This window comes from Phycisphaerales bacterium (assembly GCA_029268515.1).
Lineage (GTDB): Bacteria > Planctomycetota > Phycisphaerae > Phycisphaerales > SM1A02 > JAQWNP01.
In genome coordinates this window covers 184,191-206,548 of record JAQWNP010000006.1, presented here as the reverse complement: position 1 = coordinate 206,548, position 22,358 = coordinate 184,191, and the positions used below count along the sequence as shown (strand labels likewise).

Genomic DNA, 22,358 nt, shown 5'->3' with positions numbered 1-22,358 from the left:
TCTTTACTGCAATGATGAAAGCTCGTCATTGTCTTATAAAAAAGAAGTGAGATTTCAAAATGTCGCTCCGATGGAAACTACTAGCACTTCTTGTGGTTCTTACCTTGGTGCCACTTATCATTGCAATGTGGTACACACTGTTTGATCTGCGCCGAAGTGGGCAGGGTATTGCCAAGGAGTTGCGTAAGGAGCTCACGACTTCGGCAGAACAGCACCTTTCCGAACTTGCAACATCATTAGCTCAGGAGGTTCATCTTGACATCGGAATGATTGATATGACGCTGATGACTTGGTCAGAAGCAGTGTCACAAGAATGGGATAAAAGTGATTCCACTGTTGAGTCAGATAGCGATCTGCCTTCATACTATGCTGACGATGTTCGTAATGGAGTTGTCGTTCCTGAAGATATGGCCGCTGATCCACGTTACTCCGAACTCAGTGAATCAGGTGAAAAAACAAATCAAGTGGTGATCACCGATGCGCCAGTCTTTTACGTGCCACTGGGCCTGGCTCGTTCTGAAGTTGATCTAGAAGTCAGCCGCCTTAAAAATGCATTTTGGACACTTCGTATTGCTACGGCTGCCAATGTCAATTTAGCGCATCGATACATCTTGTCGCTTGAAAATGGACTGTTCATGAACTTTCCCGGGCATATTGATCTACCCAAGGATTACAACCCCGTAGAACGCCCTTGGTACCAACTGGGGAAAAAGTCTAAAGGTGTTTCTCGCACGTATCCATACATTGATGCATCAAACGGAAAGTTGGTGTCAAGTTTCACCTATCCAATCAAGCTCACGGACGGCACAATTCTCGGTGTTGTTGCATGTGATGTCGTTCTGACAGAGTTTTTTGCGAGTTTGTCTATCCCTCCGGAATGGCAAGAATATGCATCAATCATGGTTGTCAATCCAGTGAAAGATAAAGTGATAGGTGATCGGCTTGAAATCGTGGCAAAAAAGTCAGCCGTTCTTGAATCCATAAATGATGAGATAAAAATCCAGAAGCCGACATATATCAATCCTGATCAATCACCAGGCATTCCAGAAGTGATTAGGCAGATGCGCCTCAGCCAGTCTGGCAAAGGCAAGATAGATATTGGTGGCGAGGAATTGTTGTGGGCGTATGCGCCAATGACTGATAGCGGCCCCTTCTTATTGCTTGAGGTGCCAGCAAATATAGTCGCGTCGAAAGCGAATGAAATCCAGAGTTGGCTCGTTGATGAGGTAAGCAGGCACGCTTGGCGCAATATTGTGTTTCTTGTTTTTCTGATGATCATTGTCGTTGTTCTGGCATTTTTGTGCGCACGATCAGTCACGCGGCCCATTAGCAATCTTGTGTCGGTGGCAAAAAAGATTGCTGTCGGTGATCTTGAGGCACGGGCATCGGTTGCTACTTCGGACGAAGTCGGTGAACTTGCAGCAGTCTTTAACGATATGGTGCCAAAGTTGCGAGATCGCATGCGTATTCGTGAAGCGCTTGGGGTTGCGATGGAGGTTCAACAGAACCTCTTGCCTAGCGAGCCTCCGCAACTGAGTGGATTCGATATTGCGGGTCGGAGTGTGTACTGCGATGAGACGGGTGGTGACTACTACGATTTTCTTGAATTGAAGGAACTTGGAGAGGGAATATTGGGCATTGCTGTGGGTGATGTGACTGGCCATGGTATTGCTGCCGCTTTACTGATGGCAACGGCTCGCGGCGCTCTGCGTGTACGACTCGCGGCGCCCGGCAGTCTTGCCGAAGTAATGGGACAGGTTAATACACGGCTTGCCCAGGACACTCAAAGTGGTCGATTTATGACACTGTTCTTTCTTGTCATTAATAAACAACTTGGCGAAATGAGATGGGTGAGTGCGGGACATGATCCAATGCTACGCTTCTCTCCTGAAACAGATAGCTTTGATGAGCTCGGTGGCAGTGACATCCCTTTGGGTATTGATGGTGAATGGGTATTTACTGAAGCATCGGAGTCTGGTTGGAAGCCTGGTCAGATTATTGTTATTGGTACAGATGGCATCTGGGAATCTCGCAATAGCGATGGTGAAATGTTTGGCAAAGATCGACTGCGAGACGTCATTCGATCACAAGTTGAATCTTCGGCAGATCAAATTGCGATCGCCATCACAACTCAGCTCGATGAATTCCGAGGTCAACATAATCAAGAAGATGATGTCACGCTTGTCGTTATCAAGGTGATGTAGTGATCTTGCCATAAGACAGGGGCGCCCTCGGAAGAGACGCCCCTGGTCAAATCGGCTTTTCGCCGTGCTTTTACATTGATCGCATTCGCCTTATTGTCAGCCTGCTTCTGCGCGTGGATGAGCACTGTCATAGCTGCGACGCATGCGTTGTGTAGTCAGATGGGTATAGACTTGTGTTGTTGAGAGTGACTGGTGGCCCAGTAGCTCTTGAACAGATCGAAGATCGGCGCCATTATCAAGGAGATGCGTTGCGAAACTATGTCGCAAGGTATGTGGGCTGATATCAGGATCAAGACCAACTTGTATCAGGTACTTCGTGACTTTACGGCGAACAGATCGCGTCGATAATCGCGTTCCATGTTTGTTAATAAAGAGCGGCGTTTGGGCACCAGATTCATCATTGTGACTTCGTCGGAATTCAATGAGCATGGTGATGTATTTTCGAAGAGCTGTTAGGGCATGAGAACCCAACGGTACCAGGCGCTCCTTGCGCCCTTTGCCTCGAACAATAAGAGATTGCCCAGCTGCATCTATATCGCCCATATTGATGCCAACCAATTCACTCACGCGAATACCAGTGGAGTAGAGTGTTTCGAGAATGGATCGATCCCGAGAGCCAAGTATGGTTGTGTCATCTGGTGCTGCAAGCAATTGCTCGACCTGTTCTACTCCGATGGCTTTTGGCAAACGTTTTGTTTGTCTTGGAGAACGAACCAAGGTCATGGGATTCGACTCAATCAGTCCGCACTTTTCCATCCAGCGGTGGAAGGATCGCAGAGTAGCGATCTTTCGAGCCATCGTTGCTGCGGCATACTGGTGGGGTTCAAGAGTGCCTAAAAACGACCTAATGGTGTTGACTTCACCAAGAAGAATAATTGCTGTAATCGTCTGACATTCTGAAATACTATTCTTGCGAGAGGTCGCGGCCGCCATTCGATGTGTTTCGAAAGCAGCCTGCTCTTGCTCAAGAGTGGCAGTGATGTTGTGCTCTTCAGTGAGATATTCTGTAAATTGGCGTAGATCGACGCCATAGCATTTAGCTGTGTATGGACTGAAATGCCTTTCATCGAAGAGATAGGTCAGGAATTCTTCGACCAATTGAATTGTGCTACGCTTGGGATCGCTCATGGAATCATGCCTCACGGGTTATGTATGTTTATGCCCAGAAAACTGCGGCTTCGTTAGATTAGATCGTCACTTTTCGGACCTACCTTCCGTGGTCTTTGTCCGAATTGCTGTTGAATATGGCGGCGCATGACAGCCAGATCAGACCAGTCAAAACTGGCCTCAGTGTCACAAGCAAGGCTTGTCAGGGTGTCTAAAAGCTGTTTTTCGCCACCTTCATCCCACTCAAACCTCCATGATTGGTCCCATTTGACCAATACAACACGGAAGATGGTGGGGGTTACATTAGATGGCTTGGAGTGGTTGTGATAGGGGAGTGTCATGGATGGTTGTCGACGGGAAGTGCCGCGACAACCAGTGAGGTCGTCAGGGCGTCTCGTCACCTTCTAGGCCCGCCATCAGACGCTTTTTCTCATCGGAGAGAAGTGCGTGGATGAGACGGTGGGCTACAAATTCCGTGTACAAATCCATGCTCACAAGGTAGATCGAGGGGCCGTAGGCGCCGGTGCTGACATGTCGCGATTCTGCATATTGGTTTACTTCTTGGATCGTCCGGTTATCAATGGCATCAAAAATACCCGCTGCTTGAGCGACGGGGTTGTGGGGCATTACTTGCATAGATCCCAGCCATTGATCGGAAGGAGCTCGAACTAGATCATCTGGTTGTGTCTTGGAGAACCTCACATCAGGTGCCATATAAAGCTGAATGGCGATCCCAAGTGTGGGAGGAGGATAGGGGTCGTAAGCGGTAATGCTTCCGAGAATCAGTCCATCGACATTGAGAACACTAAGCAGCTGCTCAGCTTCAGAAACCGTGGATACGACCTTCATATTGAGTTGTGTCATCGCAAGAATAACGCGATTGACGGGTACGACATTGATACCCTTGACATGCTGAGCTTGTTCCGCAAATGCATCTGCAATGGCATCTACTCGAATAGTTGAGATGCCTGATTCATTCATGAACGGAGCCACTGCCCAGATCTGATCTTGGTAATAAGGAGCATGTATCGCAGTGGCGACTTTGGTTCTCGGTGTGCACGAGAAAACGAATAGAAACACCGTCACGGTCATCAGTCGACCGATGATCGTGCGCATGGAATTTGTACTTGTCATGGCGTCCTGCCTTCCCAATGAGCTCCGCTCATCGATACATCTAAATCCGGTCTGATCCTGTTAGGGATCGAGCCCAGGTGCGGGTGATGTCCCCTGTACAGTGCTGTAGGGTTGATTCGTCTGCGCCAGACTGTCAAATCGCTCATCTCCGATGACGGACCAAATATTCTGGTTGCCAGAACGATTGGAGACAAAGTAGATGCGGCCATCTGTTGCCCAGGCTGGTTGATAATTTGCGTGCGGCCCACTGGTTAATCCACGTCGTTCAGTGCCATCTCGATTGATCGTCCAGATGTCCATTTGTTCAGGTAGAGATGAGGCGCTATCCGTAGGGTCAACCACGGTGGCAAAGACGATTTGTTGACCGTCTGGGGACCAACCTGGATTGATCACAGCAGCATTGGATGCTGAAACGATTTCAGTAGGATTGCGCGCCTCACCCTGAGCGAACTCAACAGTCCAGATGCTGTAAAAACGACTTCCACGTTGTCGAGCTTTCTGGAAGAGAAGCATCTGTGAAGCTGGATCAGGATTCCATTCAGGTAAAACCCCGTACTGCACGAAGTGACGAACACTGGGATTTTTTACTTCAACAATCCATATTTCTGATCGTTGATTTTGAGTATTTATTTTGCAGTAAGAGAGATGCGTACCAGATGGTGAAAAACTTGGGTGATACTCATCTTCGCCATCGCTTGTCACTTGAATAGGCGCGCCACCGGCGACTGGTTTGATATAGATATCAAAGTTGCCTGATCGATTAGACGCAAATGCGAGTGCCTTGCCATTGGGTGTAAAGCACGGCATGCGATCAACGGCAGGATCTGCAGTCAGTTGCGTCATCGTTTTGCCACCTACCTGTTTCAGGTAGATATCCGAGGCATGGCTGTGCTGGGTTGAGGCGAAGGCAATCCAGGCACCGGTTCGGTCGATATCTGGGTCGAAGCATCCACCTTCTGAAGCAAAACTGACCTGGGTGAGATGCCGGTTGCCATCTTCTAAGGTCGATGGACCAGAGGCTGGCGTGGCAGGTTCACCGTAGAGGCCAATCAGCTGTGGTGCCCGGCCATGATCGCCATTGTTCATGTGGGTAATGGGCACGGCCTGTTCTTCAACGAGTAAGTCAGTGTTATCTGGTCTGCTTGATGAGATTGAGCGGGTGGCTGGCGTGACTGATGCTGTTGGGCCATAGGTGGCCGTCTTGGCGCTCATCTGGGAGCAACCAGCGATCAGCAGTGAAGAAAAGGCCAGCATGATGGCTTTATGAGCGTATGGCATCTCAGGCACTCCCTGGGCTTACAAGGCCCTTTTTGGGCCATAAAACGGACCTTGCTTGGTTTATCCATCCAAAACAAGGCTGCTGAATTGTGGAAAGACCGGTTGGTTCCACCAGACCCGGGGCCCCATGCCACTGCCCCTTATCGGACTGGCCAGGTATATGGCTTGAGGATGTCTTGCCAGATGATTGGGTCATAACCAAGTTATCGGCCAAAAGAGCCCTCTCTCGGCATGAAATCGCCACTTAGGTGATGTGGACGGTCTGTCGATGGCCTGGGCAGGCCTGCCAGAGCATCTACAATGGTTTGCTTCGGATCGCGTAGCTCAGTTGGTAGAGCAACCGCCTTTTAAGCGGTGGGTCCTGGGTTCGAGTCCCAGCGTGATCACTGGTACGAGCTGCCGTGCATGAGGTGTTTGTTGCAGCATTAATGAGTCGGGTTGAGGCGGAGGGATTCTTTAGTGTTGGTCATTCATGCCAACTTCAGCCGAGGTGGACTCATGTTTTGGGGGGAATCCCATTCCGGATACCGAGGTTGCGCGCAGACTTATGCGCAAGTTTCGGATGATCAGAAGCAAAACGCGCAGGAGGATTTAGCATCAACGGTTACTGCAGTGACCACGATGCCAGTTCCACCCATTCATAGTTTTGCTGCATCAAGTGTTGATTTGCGTGCAGCGGTCTTGTCTGTGTTTCCGGAGTACGCAGATCATCTTGTGCCCGAAGGCAGTCTTTCGATCATGCTTCCTGGGGATGTCTGGGGCCCTTGGCCAAGTGACCAGATGGCATCGATTGTTGGCGATCTTGACCGACCGAGTGATCCATTGATTCAGGCATTTTCAGTGCCAGCCGTTCGCGTGAACACAGTGATGGCGCCTGAAATATTGATTGCAATGGCCGACTTACTACACCTCGATGTTTCGTCACGAGCAACGCTTCCCATTGAGTGTGGCGCTTCCATTCGTTATTGGGCATCTGTCAGTCGTTTTGTTATGGATCTGATGGCTGATCAACGTTTCATCGCCACTCTTGTTCAGCGACGCGAAGGTCAATTGGAAGCATGGTGGCAGCCGTGGCTTCATGATGAAGATGCTCGTTGGCGAACAGGCGCCCTTTTGACCAGTATGCCGCCTATGGTTCGGGCCATACTCGATCGTCATGATGGTCGTCCCTGGCCGATTCTTGCGGAGGCCTTACAGGCATTTATTGATGCGGGTGTCCGAAAGACACTTGAAGAGCAGTCCTTTTTTGAGGCTATTGAGGATCGTGATCCCCAACAAGATCCTCATGTCGCCTGGTTGGCGGGTCTACTTGGTACAAAACGTATCGTTCAAGAACCGGTTGATACAGATGCAACACTTTTACAAGGTGCCGGCCGTTGGGTAGCAAGATTAGATGAGGCCCGTCCCGACCAAGCATTCCGACTCGCACTTCGTTTATATGAACCAACTGCAATGGAACAATCTGGAGGTGAATGGACGCTTCGATTTCTTTTGCAAAACACGAGCAATCCAGAACTGGTTATTGAGGCTTCACAGGTCTGGACAGATGGCGCTGTTGGCGCCCAGGTCGATGATCCCGGAAAATTATTGTTGACGGAGCTTGGTCGTTCGAGTCGTATCTACCCCCAATTAGAGCAAGCACTGGAAACCACAGTTCCCGAACAACTCACGCTGACGACGAGCGAGGCCTACACATTTTTGACTGAGTACATGGCGGTGCTGGAAGAGTCAGGCGTTGGAGTCCTTTGTCCTGATTGGTGGGGGGCACCAGAGAGCCGACTTGGCTTGCGATTACAAGTAGATCCACTCGACTCAAGTGCCGATGTGGGACTCGGCGAGAAGTCTAAGTCAAGCCAAGGCATGCTTGGCTTGGGTTCGCTGGTGCGTTGCCGATGGAATTTAGCAATTGGCGATGAACTTCTCGCACCAGAAGAATTTGAAGACCTCGTCAAACAAGGTGCACCACTTGTACATCGCAATGGTCGCTGGCTTTCGATCCGAGAATCAGACGTTAAGGCGGCACGAGCATTGGCAGAGGCTGAGCAAGACCTAGAAATGACGGCCTTAGAGGCGATTCGCCTCAGTCATGGTTGGGGTGAAGATGATGATCTACCGATTCTTGGTATGGATGGAAGTGGCTGGGTGGCAGACCTCTTTGGAATCGGTGGCTCAACACCCATACCTCATGTAGAGCAGCCACGGGGCTTTATAGGAACCCTGCGCCCATATCAACGCATGGGCCTTCGCTGGTTAGCATTCATGGGGCAATTTGGTCTTGGTGCATGTTTGGCCGATGACATGGGCCTGGGTAAGACTATTCAACTCATTGCGTTGCTCGTTCACGAACGTGAATCTACCCAAAAACAAAATGCGTCAGAAGGCAAAATTGGTCCGACGCTTTTGATCGTACCCACCTCCGTTGTTGGAAACTGGGTGAGAGAGTTATCTCGATTCGCACCGTCACTTTCAGTTCATGTCAACCATGGTCCAAATCGACCAACTGGAGAAGAGTTCGTCAAGACGGTGCTTGAGAATGATGTAACGATCACGACCTATGCACTACTGAGCCGTGACCAAGAGACCGTGTCTTCCGTGGATTGGCACCGCGTGGCATTAGATGAAGCGCAGTTCATTAAGAACCCACCAACGAAACAGACACAAGCAATTCGCTCGCTAACCGCTCAACATCGCCTTGCACTAACGGGAACACCCGTTGAAAATCGACTCAGTGAGCTTTGGTCAATCATGGAGTTCTGTAATAGCGGCTACCTTGATCGGCTGACAGAATTCAACCGCCGTTTCGCCGTGCCCATTGAGCGAGGTCGCGATGCAGATCGAGCAGAACAACTTCGTATGATTGTCAGGCCCTTTATCTTACGCAGGCTGAAGACAGATCCGGGTGTCGCTGATGATCTGCCGGAGTGCTTCGAAACGAAAGAGTATGCAACACTCACACCAGAGCAGGTTGCTCTTTACGAGCGTGTGGTTAACTTTATGCTTGGCGACATTGATCGCGTAGAGGGTATTCAACGCCGCGGTTTGGTATTGGCTACCTTGGTGAAACTGAAACAGGTTTGCAATCATCCAGCTCAGTTTTTGGCAAGCGACAGCGCAAAGAAAATAACCGGACTGACTCCAGAACAACACGGCGATGCGCCGGTTCTATCTGCTCGTTCTGGAAAGGCGGCACGGATGTTGGGCTTGCTTGAAGAGGCCATTGCAAGCGGCGGGAAAGCATTGATATTCACTCAATTCCGTCAGATGGGCCAATTACTAGCATCCATGATTCGGCACGACCTTGACTATGAATCACTCTTTCTTCACGGCGGAACGCCACAGGCGAAACGTCAACAAATGATTGATCGTTTCCAAGATCCAGCAAGTGATATTCCAATCTTCATTTTGTCACTGAAAGCAGGTGGCTTGGGCTTGAACCTGACAGCAGCCAATCATGTGTTCCACTTTGACCGTTGGTGGAATCCTGCCGTAGAGCGTCAAGCCACCGATCGGGCCTATCGAATCGGTCAAACCCGTGCCGTTCACGTTCACAAATTTGTGTGTCTTGGAACACTCGAAGAGCGAATCGATCAGATGATTGAGCGTAAAGAAGAGCTTGCAGAGGGCATTATTGGTGGCGGAGAGCAATGGATTGCTGATCTCACTACAAATCAATTACGTGATATCTTCCAGCTGCGCGACTCAGCCATGGAGGCATGCTGATGTCAATTGATGCAAGCCAGAAATTTGCCCGCGTTGATCGACCAGCGAGCCAGGCAATGAGGCGTGTTCGCAAAGGTGTATCAATACCCACAGGGGCCGGTGTGGCGCCTACCGAGGGAATCGGTATGCGTCTTTGGCAGTCTTTGTCTAGCCAATTTGGACCAGGCACGATTGAGGCAGCACTTGAATACGCGCGTGACGGGCAGACGGTTCGATTTGAAGTGTCCCGCGGATCCCTACAGGGCCAAGTACAGGGTCGCTCTTCCAAGCCTTATCAAGTGACCATCACACTTGATCCGCTGGGAGAAGATGTTTGGAACGAGCTTATTTCGTTCATGGCGAAAGAAGCAGCATATGAAGCACGTCTACTTTCCAACGAACTTCCAGTGAAGGGCGAAGAGTTGGCCGAGAGGTTGATTCCTACCAATGCCGAGGGTGTGTCCTTCATGTGCACTTGTCCGTATGGCGGCGTTTGCAAACATGTTGCAACACTCTGTTCAATCTTTTGTCACCATTTGACCAATGAACCGCTCTTGCTCTTCGAGATAAGAGGTATGAACGCGGCGCAGATCTTGGAACGACTGACGCAAAATCGTGAGATTCAGACGCAGGGGGTCGCCACCGCACATGTTGATCCTTGGATTCCGGAGTCGCGTGCTGTTGTTCCAAGTCTTCAGGACTGTCTTGATGACTATTGGCGATGTGGTCCCAGTCTCGCTGAGTTAGAGCGGCGACCGCCAATGCAATATCCGCCGCAGAGCCTACTGCGTCGCCTGGGACCATCTCCAATGCAGGGAAAATTCCCCTTTGTAGGACTTCTGGCCAGTGTTTATGAGGCTGTTTCAGAGCAGGCTCGGATGAGCCGGATTGACCGACATATTGATTGAGAGCTTGATAATCGGCTCATGACTTGAGTTGAGCGGATCAATCCGATTATGCGGCCACTGAGTCCATAGTTTTGGAGTGTTTCTCGGCATCCAAGTAATTTAGCGGACGTTCTCGTCGATTCTGACTCTTGAAGGAGTACAGATTCATGGAACGATCCAGGACAAGTATCGAAAAAATTCGCCCGGTGTTAGAAGCCATCGAGAAGTCAATTGATCGATTGCGACATAACCGCGAAGAAGTTGGTTTCAGTACAAACGCAGATCAATCTAATCGTGGCACGATTGGTTCAGTTGGGATGAACTCAAATATGAAAGCACGCGCCAAGCGTCCGTCGGTGTTTCTCAGGCCAATCAGTGATAGTGAGCAGGACCGTCTTATTGGATAAATCAAAGAGGTTGATAAACAGTGCTTAGCCAGGGTGGAAAAGTGAGCAAACAAAAATGATCAAGTCCATACTTAATCACTTCTCGCGTCGCCCAGCTGACTCTTGTCTGCCATCGAGTCCATTGCCCAGGATTGCCAAGGTTCAGGTCGTAGGAAGTAGATGTATCGTCACAATGACCATTACGGAGGTCATTAACGAGTCGGATCTCGAACAAATTGAGGGTCTCTTTCGCGGTCTATCCCGTAGCACAGCTCAAGACTACATCGTTGATATTCTCAATGTTCAATCTATTGATGTGAAGTGTCATTCTAGATTTGCTGATCATCTCATGCTCCTTGCTGGTGCGCGCGGATATGTGATGCTTGCGAATCTATCACCTGCTTTGCAGGAGATGCTTGTATTCGTTGATAACAAGCGTGTGCGATCAATACGCGGAGATGTATTCGCAGCGGTCGAGTCCCTCGGTCGACTGCGCCGCGCCGCTTGATGTCTATTGAAGCGGTTGTGTCAACACGACTGGAGAGAGCAGATGAGTCGCCGCTTATTTATTAGTGGCATCGTAGTGCTTGAGCCCGCGACGTTGATCGCGAAGCCGGCGGCTCTTGCCAACACGTTCTCGAAGGTAGTAAAGCTTGGCTCTTCGTGCATCACCACGTCGTACGACTTCGATCTTCGATAGTCTTGGTGAATGCAGAGGAAAAACTCTCTCAACACCTTCGTTGGCAACAATGCGTCGAACAGTAATCATTCGATTGACGCCTCGGCCACGAATTGCAATGAGGACACCTTGGTAAATCTGAACGCGCTCTTTGTCACCCTCAATAATCCGCACGTGGACGTTGATTGTGTCACCAACAGTTATGTTAGAGAGATCGGCTTCAGGCTTGATTTGATCTGTAACGATTGATTCAACAAGTTCTTGGGCATTCATGGTGTCGATTCCAAATTGAGCAGTTGTTCAAAGGGTGATCTTTAAGATTAGGATCAATTGTGATCCTTTGGTGAATGAGCTGACGAGTCCAAAATGAGAAGATCGGGTCGTCGGTCAACAGTGCGTGTTTGACGAGCATGGTTTCGCCATGAAGCAACAGCTTCATGGTTGCCACTCAACAACACCTCAGGTGTTTGTCGATCGCGCCAAATACGGGGTCGCGTGTAATGGGGAGCATCAAGGAGCCGTCGCCCATCAGCACAAGGTGAAAAAGAGTCCTCAGCAGCGGAATCTTCGTGGCCAAGTGCGCCGGGGATGAGACGAACCAAGGCATCAGTGAGCAGCATGGCAGGTAGTTCGCCGCCACTTGCAACAAAGTCGCCAATACTTATCTCTATTGGATTGAGTTCCTCAATAACCCGTTCATCGATGCCCTCATAGCGTCCTGCGATGAGGAGAATTCTCGGACAGGTTGCAAGTTTTTCCACACGCGGCTGGGTGAGTGGAGCCCCTTGTGGGCTAAGCAGTATGCGAGTAGCAGTGCGCTCATCAAGTGCTTCAATAGCGTTCACCGCGTCGTAAAGCGGTTGGCACATCATGACCATGCCGGGGCCGCCACCAAAAGGTCGGTCATCAACTTTTTGATGGGGTCCGTCAGCCCATGCGCGAATATCGTGTATGTGATATTCAACAAGGCCCGCAGCGGCAGCACGCGCAGGAATGCTACAGCCCAGCACTGGGCCAAACATTTCAGGGAAGATGGTGAGTATATCTACGCGCATTATTGAATCAGAAACGACGAGCGTTTTATTGATTATGGAGTGCTGGGTGCAGCAGCAATCTTCTTGCCAGATTTTGGATCGCAATCAGCGCGACGCAGGAGCGTTGCAACGGTTGGACTTGGTTGAGCGCCGACGCTCAACCAGTAGTTGATCCGGTCGATCTTTAGTTCCGTCTGCTTGCTTTCTTCAACAAGTGGATCGAACCAACCAAGTTGCTCGATGACCCGTCCATCTCGAGGCGATCGTTTGTCCATGGCACAAACACGATAAAAAGGGCGATGGCGGCGGCCCATCCGCTTAAGACGCAAAACAACCATTTCGTGGCTCCTTTCAAGCGCTTCTTTCGCTGACGAATGCCAGACGACGATGCCGGGGGAGGCAGGCCACATGGCCTGGCAAACCCTGACATCAAGCCAGGGCGTTCAACTCCGTACGGCACCGCTTCAAGAAGCGGATGCGAACTGGTCAGGATAGCAGAGACACCGCTGTGATCAAGGTGTCATCAGGTGCTTGACCGCAAGGTCAGCCTCAGACCCATTCTTAGCCTCCGGAGCCGGGTAAAAGCCAAAATGCCCAGGACTTGAGTCCATTGCTCTGGCCTTCGACGATAGAGGCAATCACGACATCAAATCCACTCAAGAAAATGACCATCACCACAGCCAAGCCAAACAAGGCTGCTTCAGGCCGATGGACGAGGCGATCAATTGGTTTGAAAGTGGCGGCCAGAATCTTGGATCCATCTAATGGTGGTATCGGCAAGAGATTAAATAACAGCAGCAGCAAGTTGATGTAGATGCCGACATCAAGAAGGGTCAGCACATTGTCTAATAGTTTGGTGTCTGATGTTGACTCAGGTGACCAACTCAAAATAGCGGCATATAAAAATGAGCAAACGAGCGCTAACAGAAGATTGGTCAGAGGTCCGGCTGATGCCACAACGACTCGGCCCAAACGCCCCCATCGGAAGCGGTTGGGGTTAATTGGCGTGAGTCCCCAGGCTAATCCAATCAGTACAAAAGCAATAATTGAATAGGGGCCCATATGCACCATGGGATTCAGAGAGAGTCGTCCGTATTCGCGTGGCGTTTCATCACCCTGCCAGATGGCGGCCCATGCGTGGCCGAGCTCGTGCAGGGTGATGGCGAAGATAACCCAGAAGGTCCAACTAACAAGGACGATCCAGTTCTGCTCATCAATAAGTGGATAGGCCCACCAACTAATCATTATTCAAACCCAAAATCTATTCGTGTGAGAGGAAAACGAGGCCTTCGTCTGATTGGGGCAAGATCCAGGTTCGCTCACTGGAATCAGTCAGCGGAATTTTTCCCCGACCCAGAATCTTTCTGGATAAGCCTCTGAATGCCATTGATTATTTCATTCTTAGATGGGATGACATTTGTGTAGACGCGGCTGGTTAGACCATCAACAGAGCGAGGTTTTTCACCAAATATGTCCTTGCCGTCATAGAGCACAGTTGGCGCACCATAGACTAATCGCGGGTCATCGTCTGGAATAAGTAGGACGTCAATGGTCACAAAACTAAAGTTTGTGTACTCATGAGCGATGCGCTGAAGAAGTGCATTCAATTTAATCGATGCGGAAGAGCCAGGCATCGAAATCATGACCACCTCTACCGGCTGTGAAAATGAAGCTCGCTTTGTTCTTTGATTGGGCTGTTGCACGCATGCGCTGATCAACAGGCTTAAGAATACCAAGCCAATAATTTGAAATTTTTGTGTCATGCGGCGCCTACATGTTCAGGTATCTCATCATGGACCTCGACGCCCGCAGCCCTTAGATCATCCCCAAAGCCGAGTTGCACAAGGTGAGCAACAGGTCCATGGGGTTGTTTTTGGGCCTCTTTAAGACGGCTCTTGGCCTTTGGATTTGCATAGCGATTGAAGACCATTGCTTTTATGTTGCCCCAGATACCTCCAAAAGAGGCAAAAGTATGGTCTACAGCTGTTGGCTCATAGCCGCAGTGCACCATGCAGTTAGCGCATGCGGGGTTCCCTGACGCTCGACCGTAGTTATCCCAGTCGGTGTCCTCAAGCAGCTCATCAAACGAATCGACGTAGCCTTCTTGAAGAAGATAGCACGGTTTTTGCCATCCAAACATGTTGTATGTTGGGTTCCCCCAAGGAGTGCACTCGTAGTCTCGCTTACCCATCAAGAATTCTAGGAAAAGCGGTGATTGATTAAAGTGCCATCGCTTATCACGGTTGGAGAGGATCATTTCGAAGAGTTCGTGGGTATTTTTTCGAGGTAGGAAATTAGTTTGGTCTGGTGCCTTGTCATAAGCATAGCCAGGACTGACCATCATTCCCTCAACGCCGACATCCATCATGGCATCAAAGAAGCGGCGCACTGAATTAGGATCGGCCCCTTCAAAGAGTGTCGTGTTCGTGGTGACTCGAAAGCCACGATCCACAGCCATGCGTATTGCTTCGATTGCTTTGTCGTAGATGCCTTCTCTACAGACAGCAAAATCGTGATGTTCTTGCTCGCCATCCATATGCACGGAGAAGCTCAAGTACTTACTTGGTTCAAAGAGCCCAGCCTCGAGCTTTTCTTTAAGCACGATCGCATTGGTGCAAAGGTAAATATATTTGCGACGTTTGATGAGTTCATCAACTAACTCGCGAATGTACGGATATAGGAGTGGTTCCCCGCCAGGAATTGAAACCATAGGTGCGCCACATTGATCAACGGCTTCCAGCGCATCTTCGAGCGGAAGATCCTGCTTAAGAATGTGAGCGGGGTATTGAATTTTGCCACAGCCAGCACAGGCAAGGTTGCATCGGAAGAGTGGCTCAAGCATGAGAACCAGCGGATAACGCTTGCGGCGCCGCAACTTCTGTCCGATCACGTAGCTAGCTACTGTCCACATTTGTGAGATAGGAACGCCCATATAGGTCCTTCTGAGATAGGTGCATGGCCGGTTTTAGGTATCAGGAACCCCTCTGCCTAGCCAATCTAGACAAAGAATAAAAATACATCCTAAAGCGGGCGATCTCTAAGGCAAGTCATCTCGTAGCACAAGAGAGATGGTTGCCATGACATTACAACCCAGTGTGAGAGGGCCTAAGGCTGCTAGTTGTGCCCTCAATAGCCTATTTAGCTCAGGCAGAGGCATATTGTCTACTATGATGCCCGCCAGCCCCCTGGCCAAAACCGCAATGTCTGAACCAACAATTACCGCAACTTCTTGGGTTGAATCAACCGATGAGCAGCTGATCGAGGCATACCTCGATGGTCATCGGGCCGCATTTGAAGCCCTCATGAACCGCTACTCAGCGGAGCTCTTGCACTTCCTCATTCGTTTTGTGGGATCGCGTGCTGCTGCTGAAGATGTTTTTCAAGAGGCATTCTTACAGGTGCATCAATCTGCAGAGTCCTTTGATTTAACGCGTCGATTCAAGCCATGGCTTTTTACGATTGCCGCTAATAAAGGGCGCGATCACCACCGTAAACATGGGAAGCATAAAGGCGTTTCTTTGTCCGCTTCGATGGGACGGGATGATGAGGGGCGTCCGTTTGTTGATCTACTTGAATCTGATTTACCAACTCCTGATCTGCCACTTGAGTCACAGGAGTTACAAGTACAAGTGAAAACTGCAGTAGATGAGTTACCTTCGCATTTGCGGGAGATCCTGCTGCTTAGTTACTTCCAGCGTATGAGCTACAACCAGATTGCCGAATCTCTGGAGATTCCACTGGGCACTGTGAAGAGTCGACTACATACTGCAGTGGCGACCTTCGCCAGTACATGGAAGGCATTACATGAAGATGACAAAGATGGAGGCGAGGAATGAGTCCGCATAGGGATCAAGAAGATAGAATGCCGGACCTTTCGCCTGAGGATCAGATTATTCTCGATGCATTGATCGAGGTTGGTTTTGATAGAACCAAACTCGATGATCTTTCAGAAGAAGATAAAAAGCGTTTAGATAGTGTTGAAGGGCTCATGCACATCCTAGAGGCTTACCCTGTGGGTCAAGTCGATGCGGCAGATCAAAGAACACTTGTAGATGCTGCTTTGGCTCGAATAGACCAGCATGAAGAGAGAACGAGATCTCGCATGAAGGTAGGTATCGCCAATGCCGGCGAAGATTCTGGTCGAGGTCAGCGGTGGGTTCGCTTGCCAGATGTTGTTGCACTAGCCGCAGTACTTCTTATTGTTGCGAGCATCACACTTCCGATTCTCAATCGCATGAAAGGGCAGTCGGCATCAACAGCATGTGGTGATAACCTTGCAGCCATCGGCAGCGGGTTTTCGCTGTTTGCCAAGGACAATAACGGCACGATGCCGAATGTCATGCAAGCTGGGATCGGTGGGGGTTGGGGGCAATTTTCAAACACAAAAAATTTAGACCCTCTGAGTGACTATTGCTCTGATGGACACTTTGATTGTCCTGGCAATCACAGTCACTCTCCGAGCTATAGCTATCAGATGCAGCAGCCTGGCCAGATGGTGCAGCTTGCTGCGGGGCGTCCCATTATTATTCTTGCGGACAAAAACCCAGTGATTGAAGCGCTCCGGGAGAATCGTCCTGTCGACCATATGGAACTCTCCCGCAACCATCGTCAGCAGGGAAGTCAGAATACGCTTTGGTCAGATGGCTCATGCCGTCAGATCTGGAACGAGCCGGTGATTGAGCATGATGGATTTCATGACAATATCTGGCTGCCGCAGGGCGTTGGCACAGACTCGCTTCGGCCGGAGGCGAATCCCAGTAATGACCGCGACGTCTTCCTAGCTCACTGAGCCCATAAATCCCCATCCAACTCTCATCTTGATCGTATTGGCTTGGCTGCGGGGCGGCGATCTGCTACCCTTCTCGACTTGCCCCACATGGGGTCTAATGACGCCGTTTGGGATAGTCCAGGCGATTTCGAGGATAGTCCAATGCCAAAACAGAAACGACATAAGGGATTGCTCAAACGAATCCGCCTTACCAAATCAGGCAAGGTGCGCTTCCGTGCGGCATATTCTGGACATAGGCGCAGCCATAAGTCAGGAAAGCTACGTCGGAGCTATCGCGTACCGCGTTTCGCGCAGAGCGCTGATATGAAACGACTGCGTTCGTTGCTTGGCCTTTCAACGCCTAAACCAGATCGAAAATCTGATGCGGCGCAGGAGACAGGCGCTTCTACATCGGACACCTGATCTGTTTGGCGGTTTTTGGTTTGATAACTACAGGACGTTGGTCGGGATCAAGCGTCGACTTAGCTTCAGCATAGAGAAGGCCATAGGCCGTGCTGAGGCAATCTGAGTTGGCCTCCGTATTGACGCAATAAGAAGGAGCGAGATATGCCTCGCATACGCAAAGGTGCGGCACGAACCCAAAGCCGCCGTCGAGTACTCCGGGACGCACGTGGATACTGGGGTACCAAGAGTCGTCATAAACAACAGGCCAAGGTCGCACTCATTCGAGCGGGACAATTTGCGTACCGCGATCGCCGTAATCGCCGTCGATCGTTCCGGCGTCTGTGGATCACACGAATTACAGCAGCATGTCGGATGCGAAATACACGATATAGCCGGTTCATGAATGGCCTCAGTAAGTCAGGCATTCTCTTGAATCGGAAGATGCTCAGTGAACTTGCAATTGCTGATACTTCAGCATTCGATCAGTTGGTGGAACTTTCTGAAGCCAACACGACTGCGTCTTAGTCATCACTCTGTATCTTTGCCTGTTTTTCAAAGTCTCCGAGCACGCTAGGTCGCCCCGAAGCAGTGCAGACTGCAAAATACCAGGTAGGAGCCTTCTCTATGTTCCGATTTACGCGTAGAGCACTACAGAGCCATCACGAGGTTGGCGCATTTTGTCCCTCAGGCTCATTGCTCGCTCGTAAGATGACAAAGTGGATGTCGCTGGAGCCTCATGGTCAATCACGTCGTGTTCTTGAGGTTGGAGCTGGCACAGGTCCCTTTACGCGAGAGATCCTAAAAAATCTAAAGCCTGGTGATAGCCTTGATGTCGTCGAGCTACAGGATGACTTCTGTGAAATTTTAGAGCAGGATGTACTGGGGCCGTTTCGTAGTACAAATCCAGATATCACTGTGAGGCTGCACAATCAATCAATTCTAGAGGCCGAAATTGAGGGTCCGTATGACGACATTATCTGCGGTCTTCCATTCAATATTTTTCCGGTTAAAGATGTCGATGATCTGTTTGAGTGCATGCTGAAGCAGCTGTCGCCCTCGGGGCACCTTGTTTACTTCGCCTATATGGGAATGACGAAGCTGAAGTGGCCCTTCATCCTATTCCGGCCGCGACTTCGGCAAAGTCTTCTTGAGCGACGACAACTCATGCATCAAATCCACAGTCACTGTGGTGCGACTCGCTCTATGGTGCTTCGGAATCTTCCGCCAGCCTGGGCTTGCTCGCTTTCTGCATTGCCTGCAAATTCAGCCAGCCTTAGTTAACTCATGGGAGAGTGTTCGTCAGCGTTGTACTGTTCTATGCTTTGTAACAGCACTCACGCGGCAACATAATTATTCATGGCATATGTAAATGGTAATTATCAAAAGTTGGCGGGCGCTTATCTGTTTCGAGAAGTAGACCATCGTGTCACTTCGTTTTGTGAGCAGAATCCAGACAAAAAAGACCGGCTCTTGCGATGTGGGATTGGAGATGTCACAGAACCACTGGTGCCAGCAGTTCTGGCAGCCATGCATGCGGCTGTTGATGATCTGGGGCGTAGTGAGACGTTCCATGGCTATGGCCCACCAACGGGCTATCCATTTCTACGAGAGGTCATTGCCCGGTGTGAGTTTCAAGATCATGGAATTGATGTCAATGCTGAAGAGATATTTGTATCCGATGGATCAAAAGGTGATTGTGCAAGTATTCTCGACATCCTCGGTAGTGAGAATCGAATTGCGATTACCGATCCTGTCTATCCGGTCTACGTCGACACCAATGTAATGGTCGGACATACAGGCGTTGCGGGAGACAATGGTCAATATGCAGGACTGACGTATTTGCCAGCTACGGCAGAAAATAACTTTGTGCCAGATATCCCAAGCACACCATTAGATCTGATCTACCTCTGCTATCCCAACAATCCAACCGGAGAGACAATAACCCGATCGCAGCTTGAAGCGTGGGTTGAGTACGCCCGAGCAAATGATGCCATTATTCTTTACGACGTTGCATACAAAGATTTCATTCGAGACGACACGCTTCCAAAGTCAATCTATGAGATTCCTGGTGCTCGCAACTGCGCTATCGAGTTTCATAGCTTTTCAAAGAGTGGTGGTTTTACTGGTGTGCGGTGTGGATTTACAGTCTGCCCCCGGGAGCTGACGGCCAAGACAACCGACGGAACTCGACTTGTGTTGCACGACCTATGGAGCCGTCGTTGGAGTACGAAGTCAAATGGCGTCTCCTATGTGGTTCAGCGTGGTGCGGAATCACTCTATAGCGATGATGGTAAGGCACAGTCCAAAGCCATCATTGATAAATATCTACAACATGGTGCATTGTTGCGCAAGGGTTGTGAGTCACTTGGGCTGACCGTTTATGGTGCTCAACACTCTCCCTATGTATGGGCTGCTTGCCCAGATGGTGTTTCAAGTTGGGAGATGTTCGATCAGATGTTGCAAGATCATCAAATCATCGTGATGCCCGGTTCAGGTTTTGGCTCTTGTGGTGAAGGCTATATCCGTATATCGGCGTTCCCATCAGCTGAAGTTGTTGCCGAGGTGGTTGAACGCATGAGCAAGATATCTAGTCATAGCGCATGATGCCCACCCACAAAAAATATGCAGTGGACATCGAAGATATCCAGGTTGCTGCTGAACGCCTGAAAGGGCGAGCTCATCGCACACCCCTTCTTTCTTGTCAGGCGATTAGCGATGCTGCTCATCGTGATGTGTTGATCAAAGCGGAGTGCTTCCAAAAGGCTGGCGCATTCAAGTTTCGTGGTGCGACCAATGCGGTGATGCAATTGGATGAAGCAACAGCTCAGCGTGGTGTCGTCACACATAGCTCAGGAAACCATGCCCAGGCACTGGCGCTGGCCGCTCAGGGGCGGGGCATACCTGCTTATGTGGTGATGCCGGCAAATGCGAAAGAGATCAAGAAGAAGGCGGTTGAGTCGTATGGCGGGGTGATTACACTTTGCGAGCCAACACTGCAGGCCCGTGAAGATACTGCCGCACAAGTACTGAAAGAAACAGGCGGCACCTTTATCCATCCTTACAACGATGCCCGCGTCATTGCGGGGCAAGGTACTTGTGGCTTGGAGATCATCGAGCAATCTGAACCCAAACCAATCGATGTCGTGGTCGTACCAGTTGGTGGTGGAGGCCTTTTGTCAGGTATTGCTCTGGCACTAGCAGCACGAAGTCCATCTACCAAGTTGGTGGCTGCTGAGCCGCTTGGTGCTGATGATGCCGCAAGATCAATGCAAGCGGGTGAGCTTATTGAGCAGACGAGCCCCAATACAATTGCAGATGGATTACTGACAAGTCTAGGCTCACTGACTTGGCCGATTATTCAGGATCATGTCGAACGTGTTGTGACAGTGAAAGACGATGCGATCATCGCTGCAATGCGATTTGTCTGGGAACGAGCCAAGATCATTATCGAGCCAAGTTCAGCGGTATCGATCGCAGCGATACTTGATCCGGTCTTTCAGGCACAGGTTGAGGGGCAGCGGGTGATTGCTGTTGTTACTGGCGGTAATGTGGACTTGGGTAAACTACCGTTCTAGCTCCAGCACAGTTCAACCGTTAATGGAAAACTACGCCTGGGCTTCTTCGCTGCGCCGTCGCTTGAGTTCAGCGTCAATGAAACCATCGAGGTTGCCGTCGAGCACACTCTGTGGGTTTCCATTTTCAAATCCGGTCCGGTGATCCTTTACACGATTGTCATAAAACACATAGCTCCGGATTTGCGTTCCCCATCCCTGGTCGACTTTGCCACCTGTAGCAGCATTGAGCTCAGCCTCGCGCTTTTCTTCTTCCAGCTGTTCTAGCTTGGCTCTCAGAATGTTCATTGCCTGCTTGCGGTTCTGGCCCTGGTCACGAAACGTCGAACTCACAACCATAATGCCCGTAGGTTTGTGGACCAATCGAACAGCACTCGCCACTTTATTGACGTTCTGGCCGCCAGGGCCTGATGATCGTGCAAACGCGGTGAGTTCTAGATCATTCTCATCAATGTCGACATCTGCATCCTCCATCTCTGGGATGACATCTACGGTTGCGAAGCTGGTTTGTCTTTTTCCTTGGGCATTAAAGGGGCTGACGCGAGCAAGGCGGTGTGTGCCTCGTTCGCAACTCATATAGCCATATGCCATTGGGACTTTGACGTGAAACGTAATAGAGCTGATGCCAACTTCACTTCCAGGTGTGTTATCGATCTCATCAATTTTCCAGCCTCTGGCCTGCCAGAAATGAAGATACATACGCGACAACATGGCGGCCCAGTCGTCAGCTTCGTTTCCACCATCGCGAGATTGAATCGATAAGAAACAGTTTCGATGATCGTGTTTACCTGACAGTAGTGACTGCAGTTCAACGCGATGCATTTTTTTCTCAAGATCAAATAGCTGCTGATCGACTTCTGCAAGGAGTTCTTTATCAGATTCCTCTTGGCTTAATTCGAAGCCAACTTGTGCATCATCCAGCGTACTTAGCACCTCGGTGAGCTCTTCTGTTTGGGCCTTAAGGAGTTTGTACTTATTAATGACTAAGCGAGCCGAATCCTGGTCGTCCCAAAATTCAGCCTCACCCATCTTTGTTTGCAGGAGGCCTTGTTGTTTTATCTTTTCGTCGTAGTCAAAGAGAGTCGCGGAGGGTTGTGATCCGCGCCTCAATCTCATTTAGAACAGTTTGGTGGGTTTCGAAGTGCATTGTTTGTTTCACCAATTAGGGTTGGCCATTATTCTATCTGCCCGAGCTGCCGTGGGGA

23 protein-coding genes and 1 tRNA gene are annotated in these 22,358 nt (G+C 50.1%); 13 read left to right on the top strand and 11 right to left on the bottom strand.

Annotated features, from left to right (window positions below):
- The first annotated feature begins 59 nt into the window (after positions 1–59).
- Positions 60–2,204: a SpoIIE family protein phosphatase gene (locus P8J86_03775; protein MDG2053805.1), complete on the top strand. Its 2,145-nt coding sequence runs from the start codon at positions 60–62 to the stop codon at positions 2,202–2,204.
- A gap of 96 nt (positions 2,205–2,300) precedes the next feature.
- Here the strand turns inward: P8J86_03775 and P8J86_03770 are convergent, their stop codons facing one another.
- The 4 genes from P8J86_03770 to P8J86_03755 are packed head-to-tail and all read right to left on the bottom strand — an operon-like array spanning position 2,301 to position 5,723.
- Positions 2,301–3,332 carry a tyrosine recombinase XerC gene (locus P8J86_03770; protein ID MDG2053804.1) on the bottom strand — a complete coding sequence of 344 codons (1,032 nt, stop codon included), beginning with the start codon at positions 3,330–3,332 and terminating at the stop codon, positions 2,301–2,303.
- 53 nt (positions 3,333–3,385) lie between these two features.
- Entirely contained in the window at positions 3,386–3,712 is a 327-nt protein-coding gene (locus tag P8J86_03765) for a hypothetical protein (GenBank protein MDG2053803.1), read from the bottom strand.
- The gene (locus P8J86_03760; protein MDG2053802.1) at positions 3,696–4,445 is read right to left on the bottom strand and encodes a hypothetical protein; all 750 of its coding nucleotides are present in this window, start codon (positions 4,443–4,445) and stop codon (positions 3,696–3,698) included. Before P8J86_03760 ends, P8J86_03765 begins: the two co-directional genes overlap by 17 nt.
- Before the next feature lie 60 nt (positions 4,446–4,505).
- Positions 4,506–5,723: a DPP IV N-terminal domain-containing protein gene (locus P8J86_03755; GenBank protein ID MDG2053801.1), complete on the bottom strand. Its 1,218-nt coding sequence runs from the start codon at positions 5,721–5,723 to the stop codon at positions 4,506–4,508.
- A gap of 313 nt (positions 5,724–6,036) precedes the next feature.
- Between P8J86_03755 and P8J86_03750 the strand changes: the two genes are divergently transcribed.
- The 5 genes from P8J86_03750 (at position 6,037) to P8J86_03730 (ending at position 11,203) form a co-directional block, all read left to right on the top strand.
- Positions 6,037–6,109, top strand: a tRNA-Lys gene (locus P8J86_03750).
- Positions 6,110–6,344: 235 nt separating this feature from the next.
- On the top strand, positions 6,345–9,443 hold the full coding sequence (locus P8J86_03745; protein ID MDG2053800.1) for a DEAD/DEAH box helicase: 3,099 nt from the start codon (positions 6,345–6,347) through the stop codon (positions 9,441–9,443).
- The gene (locus P8J86_03740; GenBank protein ID MDG2053799.1) at positions 9,443–10,330 is read left to right on the top strand and encodes a hypothetical protein; all 888 of its coding nucleotides are present in this window, start codon (positions 9,443–9,445) and stop codon (positions 10,328–10,330) included. The genes P8J86_03745 and P8J86_03740 overlap by 1 nt, the downstream gene beginning before the upstream one ends.
- Positions 10,331–10,476: 146 nt before the next feature.
- The gene (locus P8J86_03735) at positions 10,477–10,716 is read left to right on the top strand and encodes a hypothetical protein (GenBank protein MDG2053798.1); all 240 of its coding nucleotides are present in this window, start codon (positions 10,477–10,479) and stop codon (positions 10,714–10,716) included.
- A gap of 55 nt (positions 10,717–10,771) precedes the next feature.
- On the top strand, positions 10,772–11,203 hold the full coding sequence (locus P8J86_03730; GenBank protein ID MDG2053797.1) for a hypothetical protein: 432 nt from the start codon (positions 10,772–10,774) through the stop codon (positions 11,201–11,203).
- 54 nt (positions 11,204–11,257) lie between these two features.
- Here P8J86_03730 and rplS read toward each other — a convergent pair whose 3' ends face one another.
- From rplS to hpnH, 6 genes are all read right to left on the bottom strand, one after another.
- Complete coding sequence (gene rplS / locus P8J86_03725) at positions 11,258–11,647, bottom strand: 50S ribosomal protein L19 (protein MDG2053796.1); 390 nt, start codon at positions 11,645–11,647, stop codon at positions 11,258–11,260.
- A gap of 53 nt (positions 11,648–11,700) precedes the next feature.
- Positions 11,701–12,429 (bottom strand): tRNA (guanosine(37)-N1)-methyltransferase TrmD, encoded by a 729-nt coding sequence (trmD, locus tag P8J86_03720; GenBank protein ID MDG2053795.1) that lies wholly within the window; start codon positions 12,427–12,429, stop codon positions 11,701–11,703.
- 32 nt (positions 12,430–12,461) lie between these two features.
- Complete coding sequence (gene rpsP, locus P8J86_03715) at positions 12,462–12,746, bottom strand: 30S ribosomal protein S16 (protein MDG2053794.1); 285 nt, start codon at positions 12,744–12,746, stop codon at positions 12,462–12,464.
- A gap of 223 nt (positions 12,747–12,969) precedes the next feature.
- Positions 12,970–13,653: a site-2 protease family protein gene (locus P8J86_03710; GenBank protein MDG2053793.1), complete on the bottom strand. Its 684-nt coding sequence runs from the start codon at positions 13,651–13,653 to the stop codon at positions 12,970–12,972.
- An 83-nt stretch (positions 13,654–13,736) separates the two neighbouring features.
- Positions 13,737–14,171 carry a hypothetical protein gene (locus P8J86_03705; GenBank protein ID MDG2053792.1) on the bottom strand — a complete coding sequence of 145 codons (435 nt, stop codon included), beginning with the start codon at positions 14,169–14,171 and terminating at the stop codon, positions 13,737–13,739.
- Positions 14,168–15,340 carry an adenosyl-hopene transferase HpnH gene (hpnH, locus tag P8J86_03700; protein ID MDG2053791.1) on the bottom strand — a complete coding sequence of 391 codons (1,173 nt, stop codon included), beginning with the start codon at positions 15,338–15,340 and terminating at the stop codon, positions 14,168–14,170. The genes P8J86_03705 and hpnH overlap by 4 nt, the downstream gene beginning before the upstream one ends.
- Positions 15,341–15,608: 268 nt before the next feature.
- Here hpnH and P8J86_03695 point away from each other — a divergent pair, with 268 nt between their 5' ends.
- The 7 genes from P8J86_03695 (at position 15,609) to P8J86_03665 (ending at position 21,156) form a co-directional block, all read left to right on the top strand.
- Positions 15,609–16,244 (top strand): RNA polymerase sigma factor, encoded by a 636-nt coding sequence (locus tag P8J86_03695; GenBank protein MDG2053790.1) that lies wholly within the window; start codon positions 15,609–15,611, stop codon positions 16,242–16,244.
- Positions 16,241–17,197 carry a hypothetical protein gene (locus tag P8J86_03690; protein MDG2053789.1) on the top strand — a complete coding sequence of 319 codons (957 nt, stop codon included), beginning with the start codon at positions 16,241–16,243 and terminating at the stop codon, positions 17,195–17,197. Before P8J86_03695 ends, P8J86_03690 begins: the two co-directional genes overlap by 4 nt.
- 141 nt (positions 17,198–17,338) lie before the next feature.
- The gene (locus P8J86_03685) at positions 17,339–17,599 is read left to right on the top strand and encodes a 50S ribosomal protein L35 (GenBank protein MDG2053788.1); all 261 of its coding nucleotides are present in this window, start codon (positions 17,339–17,341) and stop codon (positions 17,597–17,599) included.
- 144 nt (positions 17,600–17,743) lie between these two features.
- Positions 17,744–18,106, top strand: a complete 363-nt coding sequence (rplT, locus tag P8J86_03680) for a 50S ribosomal protein L20 (protein MDG2053787.1) — start codon at positions 17,744–17,746, stop codon at positions 18,104–18,106.
- 99 nt (positions 18,107–18,205) lie between these two features.
- A complete protein-coding gene (locus P8J86_03675) occupies positions 18,206–18,862 on the top strand; it encodes a methyltransferase domain-containing protein (GenBank protein MDG2053786.1) in 657 nt (218 codons plus the stop codon).
- Positions 18,863–18,937: 75 nt separating this feature from the next.
- A complete protein-coding gene (locus tag P8J86_03670) occupies positions 18,938–20,185 on the top strand; it encodes an LL-diaminopimelate aminotransferase (GenBank protein ID MDG2053785.1) in 1,248 nt (415 codons plus the stop codon).
- Positions 20,182–21,156: a pyridoxal-phosphate dependent enzyme gene (locus tag P8J86_03665; protein MDG2053784.1), complete on the top strand. Its 975-nt coding sequence runs from the start codon at positions 20,182–20,184 to the stop codon at positions 21,154–21,156. Before P8J86_03670 ends, P8J86_03665 begins: the two co-directional genes overlap by 4 nt.
- Before the next feature lie 30 nt (positions 21,157–21,186).
- Here the strand turns inward: P8J86_03665 and prfB are convergent, their stop codons facing one another.
- A complete protein-coding gene (gene prfB / locus P8J86_03660) occupies positions 21,187–22,269 on the bottom strand; it encodes a peptide chain release factor 2 (GenBank protein ID MDG2053783.1) in 1,083 nt (360 codons plus the stop codon).
- Between the last annotated feature and the right edge of the window lie 89 nt (positions 22,270–22,358).